This is a genomic window from Pantoea sp. R102 (assembly GCF_004916815.1).
GTDB classification, from domain to species: domain Bacteria; phylum Pseudomonadota; class Gammaproteobacteria; order Enterobacterales; family Enterobacteriaceae; genus Pantoea; species Pantoea dispersa.
Window position 1 is genome coordinate 1 of record NZ_SDFT01000154.1, and the last position, 12,900, is coordinate 12,900.

11 protein-coding genes, 1 tRNA gene and 1 pseudogene are annotated in these 12,900 nt (G+C 49.6%); all 13 read right to left on the reverse strand.

Annotated features, from left to right (window positions below):
- Window positions 1–44: 44 nt before the first annotated feature.
- On the reverse strand, window positions 45–1,724 hold the full coding sequence (locus ERD80_RS16005) for an ATP-dependent helicase (protein ID WP_136547600.1): 1,680 nt from the start codon (window positions 1,722–1,724) through the stop codon (window positions 45–47).
- Window positions 1,717–3,849 carry an AAA family ATPase gene (locus ERD80_RS16010; protein WP_136547602.1) on the reverse strand — a complete coding sequence of 711 codons (2,133 nt, stop codon included), beginning with the start codon at window positions 3,847–3,849 and terminating at the stop codon, window positions 1,717–1,719. The genes ERD80_RS16005 and ERD80_RS16010 overlap by 8 nt, the downstream gene beginning before the upstream one ends.
- A gap of 37 nt (window positions 3,850–3,886) precedes the next feature.
- Window positions 3,887–5,024, reverse strand: a pseudogene (locus ERD80_RS16015) (integrase arm-type DNA-binding domain-containing protein).
- A gap of 164 nt (window positions 5,025–5,188) precedes the next feature.
- A tRNA-Thr gene (locus ERD80_RS16020) sits at window positions 5,189–5,264 on the reverse strand.
- A gap of 198 nt (window positions 5,265–5,462) precedes the next feature.
- On the reverse strand, window positions 5,463–7,208 hold the full coding sequence (locus ERD80_RS16025) for an amylovoran biosynthesis protein AmsF (RefSeq protein WP_058758009.1): 1,746 nt from the start codon (window positions 7,206–7,208) through the stop codon (window positions 5,463–5,465).
- Between the two features lie 50 nt (window positions 7,209–7,258).
- Window positions 7,259–7,462 (reverse strand): hypothetical protein, encoded by a 204-nt coding sequence (locus ERD80_RS16030; protein WP_125310414.1) that lies wholly within the window; start codon window positions 7,460–7,462, stop codon window positions 7,259–7,261.
- The gene (locus ERD80_RS16035; protein WP_136547604.1) at window positions 7,410–7,703 is read right to left on the reverse strand and encodes a hypothetical protein; all 294 of its coding nucleotides are present in this window, start codon (window positions 7,701–7,703) and stop codon (window positions 7,410–7,412) included. Before ERD80_RS16035 ends, ERD80_RS16030 begins: the two co-directional genes overlap by 53 nt.
- Window positions 7,700–8,044 carry a hypothetical protein gene (locus tag ERD80_RS16040; protein WP_031279668.1) on the reverse strand — a complete coding sequence of 115 codons (345 nt, stop codon included), beginning with the start codon at window positions 8,042–8,044 and terminating at the stop codon, window positions 7,700–7,702. The genes ERD80_RS16035 and ERD80_RS16040 overlap by 4 nt, the downstream gene beginning before the upstream one ends.
- A 2-nt stretch (window positions 8,045–8,046) precedes the next feature.
- Window positions 8,047–8,514 carry a glycoside hydrolase family protein gene (locus ERD80_RS16045; protein WP_059011010.1) on the reverse strand — a complete coding sequence of 156 codons (468 nt, stop codon included), beginning with the start codon at window positions 8,512–8,514 and terminating at the stop codon, window positions 8,047–8,049.
- Window positions 8,515–8,692: 178 nt separating this feature from the next.
- Window positions 8,693–8,971 (reverse strand): hypothetical protein, encoded by a 279-nt coding sequence (locus ERD80_RS16050; protein WP_021507273.1) that lies wholly within the window; start codon window positions 8,969–8,971, stop codon window positions 8,693–8,695.
- Between the two features lie 412 nt (window positions 8,972–9,383).
- Window positions 9,384–10,115 carry a S24 family peptidase gene (locus tag ERD80_RS16055; protein ID WP_031279669.1) on the reverse strand — a complete coding sequence of 244 codons (732 nt, stop codon included), beginning with the start codon at window positions 10,113–10,115 and terminating at the stop codon, window positions 9,384–9,386.
- 353 nt (window positions 10,116–10,468) lie between these two features.
- On the reverse strand, window positions 10,469–11,722 hold the full coding sequence (proA, locus tag ERD80_RS16060; RefSeq protein ID WP_104189151.1) for a glutamate-5-semialdehyde dehydrogenase: 1,254 nt from the start codon (window positions 11,720–11,722) through the stop codon (window positions 10,469–10,471).
- A 10-nt stretch (window positions 11,723–11,732) separates the two neighbouring features.
- Window positions 11,733–12,836 carry a glutamate 5-kinase gene (gene proB, locus ERD80_RS16065; RefSeq protein ID WP_021507276.1) on the reverse strand — a complete coding sequence of 368 codons (1,104 nt, stop codon included), beginning with the start codon at window positions 12,834–12,836 and terminating at the stop codon, window positions 11,733–11,735.
- Window positions 12,837–12,900 lie beyond the last annotated feature (64 nt).

Sequence of the window (12,900 nt, forward strand, 5' to 3'; positions counted from 1 at the left end):
ACCTGCTGGCATTTTTACAACCCAAGTGTCTTATTCTAATATATTTAGTCAGGTTCTCTAATAAAGAAAGGACTAACTTTTCTTCGATCATCTATAAATATATTCATATAATCCTTAGCTCTAGAAAAAGCTACGTACATTAATCTATTAGCAATATCGCGAGCATATTCACTTCCTTTTTCAAAAGATGATTGATGAGGCACCACCTGATCATGATACCCAATAGAGATTACATAATCATATTCCTCACCCTTCGAACCATGTATAGTAGATACAGAGACAACATTTTTTTCTTTGTTAATCATCTTACTAATTGCGCCCATACCAGCCCTGACTTTTGCCACAGAAGCCGCTGCATTACATATTTTGTAATCTGTCTCAAGCTTAATGGATTTTTGATACTTCATTTCTAAAAACTCATATAACTCCCTAAACCATAATATAAAATTATTTTTTAGTGACTGAAACTCCTTTAAATCACGCTTAAGCTGTAATGGCGTCAAATGACTCAATTCAGGAACAGAGTCAACAATTTTCCTTGCAAGAGAACTTCTTCTTTGGTAGTTAATAACATTTACATCCAAAACAACCAAACTTATCAATTCGTAAAATACAGTATTCCTAGCACAATATAGGGGATTTGTTGATTGAAAATCATAAACGAAGTTTTCTGAGAGGTCATATAAAGCATTTATTAGCGCCATAAGATAGTACTTATCAGGCCCTATAATAGCAATACCGGAAACGCTATTATATTTTGAGTGGTATTGATTTATTAAATTAAACACCCTTTGTGGTAATTCATCTTTAGAAATATCTTTGATTATTGGAGACTTCCCCTCAAATTCTTCGCGCAGAGAAGTAACATCATTTCGCGAAGCAGAATATTTCTTATAATATTTAACCAGTAATTCAGAAGATCGATAGCAACCAGACAAAGTTTCATGCTTTAATTCAGATAACTGCAGCTCAGATTTAATTATATCTTTATCCTTTATAGAAACGCCAAGATCTTGATAAATGGCCTGGTCATTATCACCAACAATAAATACTGAGACGCGATTATACCTAGTTATATATGACAATGCTTTAAGCTGAACCAGACTTGTATCTTGTGATTCATCCAAATAAATATTACCAATTAACTTAGAAAGATGCTCACATATACTTTGATTGTTTTCAAGGAACTCCACGCCAAGCTTAATAATATCGTCAAAATCAATAAATCTATTGTTTTCCTTGAAGGTATTATACTCCTGAATTACAAGCAACTCTTTGTGCTTATCATCTAACGAATGGCAATAAGGTTCCACAAATGCGTTACCGTTCTCATCACAATTATAACGTATTCTTACTCCTAGCTTTTTATCACTTTCTATGTTCTGGATTATTTTTCTTTGTTTATATTCTGAAAGTAAAGAAAATCCATCTTTTAATCTTGATATAGCGCCAGCATATTTTTTAACAACCCATTCTAACAGAAAAGAATGAATAGTTCCGCACCAAACTCTATCTACCTCTATACTTAGATTATCTATCCTGCTAGAGATCTCATCAGCTGCTGCGTTAGTGTGAGTTAACACAACATGCCAACGAAAACCTTGATTTCGATATAAATTATCCTCTAACATACCAATCAATAGTTTTGTTTTACCAGCCCCAGGGCAGGCGCTGACCAATAGATTGTCTTTAATCTTAATTAATTGTCTCTTTTGATCATCCATGATGAACCTCAAGCAAAGAAGTTAAAGGATCGTTAGGGTAATGTGTTTTAAATACGTCCAAAGCAGCATCTATGTTATCTATAACAAATGCTAAATCATCCTGTCCCAATTTACTATTTAATAAATCAGACCCATCTTGATTCTTAATAACCTCACAACGATATCGAACCATCTTCGCTAGAGTGAATTTATTAAAATCACCAGTGAACCCTAACGACTGACAGAGTGCCTTAGGGATAGGAAAATCTGAATCAAGCTTGTCAACAAGCATCATTGCAAACCAACCTTTTTTATGCTTATTAGCTAACTTTAAAGCGTAGCAGCCTATTTTTTGTCTATCAGAGGATTGGAATGCTTCTTGGTATGGAGTGTAATATGCTTTTTTCTCAAATGATTCAGAGGCTATCGCATCAAAGTATCTTACGGCCCCTGATAGCACTAAATCAATTTCGAAAGTATACTTTGAAAAATAGGCACGAATAAAAGCGTTATTTCTGACTATTTCATCCAGGATTACTTTACGAGCGATACCAGACTCTGCTGAGTTTACAGCTTTATTATAATCATCTTGAGATAAATACTCAGGCTTATTATCTCCATACAAATTTATATCATCATCGGTCAAAATTGTACATTTCTTTTTAATGCGATCTGAGTGAAATAAAGATGATAGTAATTCAAACCCAGTCCCCCGCACAGATATCAAGGATATACCAAGTTCGTCAAGTGTAATCCCGAAACTATTTTTTACGAGATGAGGTATTAATATTTCTTCAGCATCACCTTCAATTAGGATAACATTCTTGGCAAAGAGAACATCTGTTCTTATGGCATCAAGGAATCTTTCAATGCGATTGATTTTTTCTTTTTCCAATCCGTTAGAGGGAGAGCAAGAAATTGTTTCAAGACCATTTTTTACAAGCACATTTGTAGTGGATATATTTGACACTGATGATATATGAGTTGAATGAGTAGATATAAAAACTTGCGTTTTATTATTTTTCAGATTGCTAAATAAAGATTTTTGTATGTGCGTATGAATATGAGCTTCAGGCTCTTCAATTATTAAAAAATTAGCTAAGAGGTTTTTACTGATACCTTCTTCGTACTCATACAATTTCAAAGCTAAATATATTAAATTAGCGCCACCAAGACTCATCTCTGATAGTTCTGATACATATCCTTCACAAAGAGAGTCGCCTGCCTTGAGTTGAAGAACCTTTACCAACTCTTTTAGCTCACAGGGCAATTCAGATGTAACATTCAAAACTGGCGAGTAAGTGGTACCAACAGCATTAGTTATTGATAATAATATGCCCTCAGAAAGCCTCTTAACCTCGTCGACCGATGATATTCTCTCATTCACGTTCTTGATGTTTTCGCTCAATGCATCATCATTATCAATCCCTTTAGAAACATATTCTAAAAGCTTTTGAAATGGATTGAATCGATTATTCTTAAGTTCACTTACCACATCTCTCAAAGCACGGGCATAAGTACAACTGATATTATCCTGAATATTATAACCCCGCTGTCTATTACCAATTAAATCAATACGTTCTAACTTTGGGTCAGGGAATAAAAAATCATTAAAATCACCAACCACATGAGAATATAATCTATCATCGCTAAAATCTGCAGTGCCTTGACATAACACTAAGGATTCATATGTGGTCTTATCAATCGAATATTGTTCTTTCAGTATGTCATATGCGTCTCTACGCTCATTAACATCTTCAATATCATTTAAATTGAAAAGTTGTTCTCTGATGTAAAACTGCGGTCTGTAAATATAAGTTATTCGCCCTGTTCCACCACCATTAACGGTAGTATTTAATTGGCATAGTAACTCTGACTCTTCATCCCCACCTATTTCATCAAACTCCAAACTAATTATAACCCAATGACCAAACGCTGTGCCTAGCCCTCGATGAAAGTCATTTTCTACAAGATATCGCTTATAATATGGCAAGGTATCGTCAAGTATAAGTCTCATCGCCTCAAAGACATTTGTTTTCCCTGATGAGTTTTCACCTACAATTGTATTGACGCATTCTTTCTTGAAGGAAAGAGACGTTGCCTTAAAATTTCTAAAATTTCTTACAGAGAGGGTCTTAATAAACATATGCTTTTCATCCCTTGAATATAAAATCAGAATACCATTACATCATTTTTTCTACCAATGAGATATTGAAAATAGTTATAAGTACCTCTGATTGGATTTTTGTCAACATGGGCCAACTGAAGCTCAATCCAAGCAGTATCAAAATCATGGTCGTGAAGGATAGTAGAAAAAATATGCCGAAAGCCATGACCAGTAACTCTCCCAAAATAGCCAATTCGCTTGATTAATTGATCAACGCTAGCTTCACTCATAGGCTTGTTCGGATCATTCCGCCCCGGAAAAACATAACGATAGTTCCCTGTCATGACTTTGAGTTCATGGAGTAAATTTAACGCTTGAGTCGATAATGGCACAAGATGTGGCCTACGCATTTTCATCCTTTCAGCAGGAATTTCCCAAATAGCGTTATCCAGATCAAATTCTTGCCATAATGCCGCACGTAATTCGATGGTTGTCACGCCCGTAATCATCAGTAATTTCGTTGCAATCTGGACAAGATTACTACCGGATTATCCCTCTAAGGTACGCAGAAGATCAGGTATCTCATCAGCTTTTAGAAATGGAAAATGATTGGATTGGTGTACTTCGAGAGCGCTGGAGAGATCAGCCGCAGGATTGTACTCCGCCCTACCCGTTGCAATTGCGTAGCGAAACACTTCGGAGCAACGCTGCCGCACTTTGCGCATTTTCTCCAACGCACCACGTTTCTCAATTTTACGCAGAACGTTCAGCAACTCTAGCGGTTTAATCTCTCCCACTGGCCTTGTTACGACATAAGGGAAAATGTCGTTCTTAAACGCTTCTATGATGTCTGATGCGTATCTCGCTGAACATTTGGCAGATTTAAGCTGATGCCACTCTCTGGCTATTTTTTCGAAGGCGTTCTCTGACTCTGTTTGCAGAGCTAGCTTTTGCTCTTTTCGAACCTCACTTGGGTTCTTTCCTTCTGCCACAAGTTTTCGAGCTTCATCACGACGGGTACGAGCATCGGCAAGGGTGATCGTTGGGTAAACACCAAGCGAGATCATTTTGGGTTTACCGGCATAGCTATAACGAAACCGCCAGCTCTTGCTCCCATTAGGTTCTATAAGCAATGACAAGCCTTGACCATCCCTAAGCGTATAGGGTTTACCTTCAGGCTCAGCGCGTCGAATTTGCATATCGTTTAAAGAAATGTGTATAGGAATCCAAGACCGAACAGGAACATATACACAATCCTATACACATTCAGTACCGGATTCTACTGGATGGTTATGGACTAACACGGATTTAAGATGCAGTAAAAACGTTATAAATTAGAGATTTTATAGATGGTTACGGACGTTTAAGGAAGTTGGGGTGGTGCCGATAATAGGAGTCGAACCTACGACCTTCGCATTACGAATGCGCTGCTCTACCAACTGAGCTATACCGGCATTGAGGCGGGAACTACGGGGAGTAAACATAGAAAAATCGGGGGGATGAGTCAAGATGGTGCCGGTTAAGTGCTGCGTTTTTCAGCATCAGCCGGGCTGGCCTTACGATTTTGACGCGGAAAAGCCGCGGCGAACAGCGACCACTCGCGCCAGACACAAAAAAAGGCGAGGCCGCAGCCTCGCCAAAAAGTGCTGGCCTCAATCGTAATAAGGAAGCTTACGATCGACACCGTTGATATTGACCAGCACAAAGCCCGTCGGCGTGGTTTTATTGGTCGGCGTACCTGCTGCCGTCGCGACGGTAAGCACGCCTTTCTCGTTAGCCCCAATACCCGCGACGCCATTGTGCAGGCCAAAGCGCGCCGCCGGTTTGAGGGTGCCCATTTTGGTGGTATCCGTCACCACCGAGAAGTCAGGCTGGAACAGCGAGCAGGAGCCGGCTTCAAAACGCGTCGGACCGGTGGTCTTCAGGTTAATCAGCGTGTCGCCGCTGTTGGCGCGCAGCTTCACCCACACCACGGCATAAGTAGTGCCGACGCGGCTGTAGCGAATATCCAGCACCGCCGGCTGCCCCATATGGCAGGCGTCAGCCCATACCGTTTCCAGCCGCTGCAGGTTAATCCACGTTTTCCCGGTGCCCGCCAGATTGACCGGCGAGGCGGCCGTTCCGGTTGGCTGGGTGGCGTCGGCTTTACCAATCAGCTCCATCACCCACTGCTGATTCGCCGTCGGGAAGAACAGCTGGCCGAGGCGATACCAGTTATCGGTGTCGGTATTGTTGGTGACTTTGTGGCCGCTGTAATAGCCCGCGCGGAATGAGCCGGTGATCAGCGTGCCGTGATGCTCTTCGCGACGATAGCCGTAGTCAAAGGTCGACAGCCAGCGCGTGCCGGCCATATCGTTCGAGATCTTCGCTCCGGACTGCAGGCCAATCTGGCGCATGATGACGCGCGCATTATTGAGATTGAACGGCGTGCCGCAATCCTCAATGTTCAGCGTATCAATGCTCCAGGCACCGTCCGACAGATCGCCCGGATTACGCGTGTGCTCAATCCACACGTTACGCATGATGCCCTGCGTCACGCGTGGCATGTACAGCGTGGCGTCGCCGTAGCCGGTCTGGAAGTTACAGTTGCAGATCTCGATAGCCGTTGAGTGGTCCCACTTGCCGTTTGGCGAGTTCGACCAGCCAATATCAAACACCCGGCCATAGGTCCACAGCGAGTAGATCTGGTCGAATTTACTGTCGAGCGTATCCAGTGCTTTAATCACCGTGCCGCCGCTGTTTTGCGCACGGAAACAGTAAATATTTAACGTGGTGCCTTCGATGCAGGTGTTTTCGAAGAATGGCTGCACGTTGGTGCACATCTCGGCGGTGATGGTGCCGGTGTTGGTGGTGACGTCGGCCGATGCCTGACCGTGCCAGGTAATGCCTTTGATCGCGGTCCGCCGCGCCTTCACTTTGAACACCGTGTTGGCACTTTTGTCGGAGATAATGGTGGTGCGCGGCAGCGAACCCAGCTCCACGTCATCCCCCTGCAGACCAAAAAAGGCGATCTCGGTAGCGCTGATGTCGATCGGGTTAATCAGGAATTTACCGCCCGGGAAACGCACCGGCAGGTCACGGATATTACCGCTGTAGCCCTGCGTCCACGCCAGCATGCGGTTAAAGGCGTCGGTATCGTTAGCGTAACCGTCCCCTTTCGCGCCGAAGTGGTAGACGTTGACGTCGGCCGGATCGTTGATCACGCGTTTCCAGTAAAAGCCATTGCCGACCGCCAGCGTACCGCCGTCATCGGCGGCCGTGGTGGTGCCGATAAAGCCGGTGAAATCACCGCCGCCACGGAAGGTGGAGTCCGGGTTATAGCGGCGCAGGAACGCCAGATCGCCGTTTTTGGCCGGCACAGTGGTACGCAGTTCAGCAAAAGAGTTAACTTCGATCATCTTAGCCTCCTCGGCATTTCAGGTTTGCAATACAAAGCGAGAGAACAGCGTCAGTGCGCCGCCGGGCGGCAGTGCTGGTCCCAGAGATCGTTGTGGTTGTTGATGGCGCGCACGGTGCGAATGTCCATGCGTTCGGCGTCATTGCCGTGGGTGTAAATCGGGGAAAATAACGAACAGGCGGAGTCGATAACGACGGGCGCCTCAGGGTTGGTGGTATTTCGACTGCTGCAGCTTGTCACGAGCAGCAGCGTCATCAAGATTACCGTTGCGGGTTTCCACACGTCTGGCCTCCTCACGCAGCTGTTGCTGCTGCTGATTAACTTCAACCGCCTGCGCGGCGGTCTTTTTGGCCTGCGCAACATCAGCTTTCGCCTGCTGCTGCACCTTGCCGATTTTTTTGCCGCCGGCGTAGCTGGCAATCAGCGCGGCAATCACGCCGCCAATCGCCGCCAGCCAGTGCCAGCTGCCGGCAAGCTGAGAAAGAAGAAAGCTCATGGTTTGTCCTCCAGCGTTTTTCTCTGCTCCACCAGGTTCTTCTGACGCACGAACTGCGCCAGTACGCCCATCGCCACCATGAAGGCGCCGATCAGGCCGAGATAGTTGTGCGGCAGAATCTCTTTGATATCCGCCGGCAGCGCGTTCCACGCATCCAGCGCTGACGAGGGAAAAGACTGCACCCAGGCGCTGAGCATCGAACCCAGCGACGCCAGCCACACCGACCAGGTTTTAAACAGCAGGCGCGCGTGTTTAACAAACTCCAGCGTGGTGAAGCGCTGCAGCAACAGCAGCAGGATGATGGCCGCCAGTACGGCGATAACGAACAACAGCCAGCGCATGTTCATAACAGCCCCCGATAAATGTCGTAGGTGCCCGTGCGCATCACTTCGGCATGACGCCGGGCGCGCCCCGCAGTTTGCCGCGCCCACAGGCTGTCGAGCATGGCGTTCGCCGCCGCGTCGAAATCGCGTTGCGTCACCGCGGTGAGCATGCCGCGAAACAGCGCCAGACCGTCAACGCCCATCTGGTAGGCCATGCTGATCAGCACATCGCTGCGCGCTTCATTGCATTGACTCAGTGCCTGCTGCAGCAGCGCGCGCTGCTGCATCTCCTGCACCTTGCCCTCAACGATGCACTGCTTCCACACGTCGCCAACGCGGCGCGGCACGCGGAAGATATAGTGGCTGAGCGACGCGCCTTTCGGCCCGATGCGAATACCGCCCGCAACGGTGGGAAACCCCTGCGTGTCGAGGTAAGGCGCTTCGCGGTATCCCTCTTCGAAATTCAAAATGGCAATGATTTGGCTCATAACGGTTCCTCTTTGACGGGCGCAACGGCATGAAAAGCTGCGCAAATAACCACAACACATAAACCTCGCTGATCGGTTGCGCCGGGCGACAGGCAGCCGTTAAGCGCAACGCTCAAGCGCAACTAAACAGTGAGGAAAGGTGAAACGTTCCGTTCAGAACTGGGAAAACAGCAGAGAATTAACGCACGGCGTACAGATGAACGTGGGGCAAACAGCAGTTATCAAAGCTGGGGTTGTCGTTGCAGGGCCGCGTAGGCGCCAGTACTGCGCGGTCTACCCGGGAGCGGATTTCCCGCTGGCAGATGCGCTCGGCGGTGCGCAGGGTGATCTCATCACACTCCAGGCCCAGGGCACTGTCGATGCTGCGCTTCAGGCGGCTGAGCGGCTGACGCCGCCGGTGGCGACGGGTGCGCGCGTTTCCGCTAAAGACTGATTTGCCATATTGAATAATCGCCATAACTCCTCCTGTGAATGAGTCTTTGGCGATGGGGTGGTGAGCACGGCGATTCGGCACAGACCGGGACGTCCGTGGCCCCTCTGCAATCACCCGCAACTGGCTTGCCCGGCCGTAAAAAACGGCCAGGTATAAGCAGAGGAGAGTGAAAGCAGAGGACAACTGACGACGCTGCTAAGTGCGTATCCACCCCATCCCAAAATTCACTGACTTTGGGTGGGTTGTCTCGCGCTTGTGCAGCGCCTCAATTGTTTAAGAGCGGGCTCATCCGGGAGCAGAGATGTCGTCCATCTATGGTCAAATTATTAACAGGTTCTAATGCATTGGCAAACACTGACAGTTAATTTTTTATTTACCGACAGTTAAATTTTTGATTTCAGCCGGATTATTTTTTTGCCGGTTAACGCACTGCTGCTCAGCCCAGAATCTGATAGTCACGCGCCTGGCTCATGATGACGCGGGCAATCACCTGCAGCGACGCCGCTTCGTCCAGCGTCAGGTACCAGGTCTCGTAGCGTTTGTTGTCGGAGATCACCGCCACCTTCTTGTGCTGTAACTGCAGCCGCTTGAGGTAGAGCTGGTTGTCGAGATTGAACAGATAGATGCCGTCGCCGTCGAAGCGGTGCACGCTGATATCGACAAACAGCTGATCGCGCGGAGCAAAAGTACCGGCCATGGAGTCACTGTTCAGGGCAATCAGCCGGATATTTTCGGCCGGGCGGCCGTTAAACAGCACGCGCGCCTCATCCAGACCGTATTCAATTGCCTGAATGGTCTCGACCAGTTCGTCGCGCGCGACAATACCCTGTGCGCTGCGTTGCCCGATATCCAGGCTTTCGACGCGGAACATGTGCTGCGGATCGATCAGGCGCTGACGGGCAAGCGCCACATCCGGTTTTTCCATGCCGAACTGTAGCCACTCCACGCGCACGCCTAACAGCTGGCTGAGCGCCAGCAGATTACTGTCATCCGGAATGGATTGCGCGTTAAACCATTTCCAGACCCCTGGAGTTGAGATCCTGCATCCCCGTTGTTGCAGTGCCTGAGCGACCTGTTTGTTCCGTCCATGTCCGACAATTCCCGCGCTCTCGCATGCGGCAATCAGCCTGGCAGTAAAAGCTTGTCTCGTACTCTCTTTTTTAACCATCAGTTAATAGTCTGCCATCAGTAAAAGACTGAATGTTATTTTCATTTTTGCTACCAGTTCATTTTATATTACCGCTAGTTTACTACCCAACCGCTTTTATCAATAAAGCTGGACGATCATTATCCTCTTCGCCCTGATGGAAACCAGTAATGAATCTCTGACAGCTTGTTCTGACAGGGGTTTTCAGGATTGTTCTGTAACGCTGAGACCAGCACCCACAGCAAAAAATGGGCGAAAAGCCGCAGGCGCGCCACAGATGACAGGAATAAAACGAAAAGCTCTGGAAATAACTGGATCGAAAGCGATCAAAAAGGGCACCGCGTCAGGTGCCCATTATGATGCCGGAGAGAAAACTAACGGCGCAGGGTATCGTCGCCCCAGCCAATCCATTTGTAGGTGGTGAGCGCTTCGAGGCCCATCGGACCGCGCGCATGCAGTTTCTGCGTACTGACCGCCACTTCAGCGCCGAGACCGAACTGGCCGCCGTCGGTAAAACGGGTGCTGGCGTTGACGTACACCGCCGATGAGTCGACCTGATTCACGAAGCGATTGGCGTTGCCAATACTGCGCGTCAGAATACCGTCGGAGTGCTGGGTGCCGTGCGCGCGGATGTGCGCGACCGCTTCATCGAGGTCCGCCACCAGCTTGACGTTCAGATCGTTCGACAGCCACTCATCGTCGAATTGGTGCATCTGCACCGCCACCACGCTGGCCGGGCCCTGCTGCAGCAGCGCCAGCGCGTTTTCGTCGGCGTGCAGCGCAATGTTCTCCTGCGCCATACGCTGCAGAAACGCCGGAATGAAGCGTTCGGCCTGATCGCGATGAATCAGCAGCGTTTCCAGCGAGTTACAGGCGCTGGGACGCTGTTTCTTGGCGTTAACAATCACCTCCAGCGCGGCGTCCGTCTCCATGGTTTCGTCGAGATAGAGATGGCACACGCCGATACCGCCGGTGATCACCGGAATGGTGGAATTTTCGCGACACAGCTTGTGCAGCCCGGCACCGCCACGCGGGATCAGCATGTCAACGTAGCGATCGAGCTTCAGCAGCTGATTCACCAGTTCGCGATCCGGGTTCTCAATCGCCTGCACCGCTGCTGCCGGTAAACCATGCTCGATGAGCGCGTTCTGGATCACCCGCACCGTGGCAGCGTTGGTGCGGTAAGTCTCTTTGCCGCCGCGCAGAATCGCCGCGTTGCCGGTTTTCAGGCACAGTGACGCCACATCGACCGTGACGTTAGGGCGCGCTTCGTAGATCACGCCGATCACGCCGAGCGGCACGCGGCGTCGCTCAATGCGCAGACCGCTGTCGAGCTGTCCACCGTCAATCAGCTGACCAACCGGATCGGCCAGACGGCACACCTGACGCACGTCGTCCGCAATGCCTTTCAGACGCTGCGGATTGAGCGTCAGACGATCGAGCAGCGCCGCGCTCATGCCGTTATCGCGCGCATCGGCCAGATCCTGCTGGTTGGCCGCCAGAATGTCGGCACTTTCCGCTTCCAGCCGATCGGCGATGGTCAGCAGCACCTGATTTTTTTGTTCGGTGGAGAGCTCCGCCAGTTTATACGACGCCTCACGCGCCGCTTTACCCATCTGTTCTAACATCATCCGCTCCTTAACTGACGATCATATCGTCGCGGTGCACCGCAACCGGGCCATATTCGTAACCGAGGATCTCACCAATCTCCTGACTGTGATGACCGGCGATCATGCGCATCGCATCGCTGTTGTAGCGCGTGACGCCGTGGGCGATATCGCGCCCTTGCAGGTTACGAATGCGGATCACTTCGCCGCGCGAGAAATTGCCCTGCACGTCACGGACGCCTTTCGGCAGCAGCGAACTGCCGCGCTCCAGCACCGCCGCCAGCGCGCCGTCGTCTATGGTGATCTCGCCCGCCGGTGGTGCGCCGAAGATCCAGCGCTTGCGGTTTTCCAGCGGTGACTGCTGCGCGTGGAAGCGCGTCCCCACCGGTTTGCCGTGCAGCACATCCCCGATCACATCCGGGCGGCTGCCGGCCGCAATAATCACGTCAATGCCGGCGCGACAGGCAACATCCGCCGCCTGCAGTTTGGTGGCCATGCCGCCGGTGCCGAGACCGGAGACGCTGCCGCCAGCCAGCGTGCGCAGCGCATCATCAATCTGATGCACATCGCTGATCAGTTCTGCCTCGGGATTGGTGCGCGGATCGGCGGTAAACAGGCCAGGCTGATCGGTCAGCAGCAGCAGTTTATCGGCACCGCCGAGCATCGCCGCCAGCGCGGACAGGTTGTCATTGTCGCCGACCTTGATTTCCGCGGTTGCCACCGCGTCGTTCTCGTTAATGACCGGCACGATATGGTTGTCGAGCAGCGCGCGCAGCATATCGCGCGCGTAGAGGAAGCGTTCACGGTCTTCCATGTCGGCGCGTGTCAGCAGCATCTGCCCGATATGGATACCGTAGATGGAGAACAGCTGCTCCCACAGCTGGATTAAACGGCTCTGCCCCACCGCAGCCAGCAGCTGCTTTGAGGCGATGGTCGGTGGCAGTTCCGGGTAACCAAGGTGTTCGCGACCGGCGGCTATTGCGCCTGAGGTGACGATGATAATGCGATGACCGGCGGCGTGCAGTTGTGCACACTGCCGAACCAGCTCCACCATATGCGCCCGGTTCAGCCGGCGCGATCCGCCGGTGAGGACGCTGGTACCCAATTTGACCACCAGGGTCTGACTGCCACTCATGTTTTTCCTGCCATGTAAGAAAAAAATCTGCGAAGGGACGTTTTAACAGGAGTCAGCAAGGAAG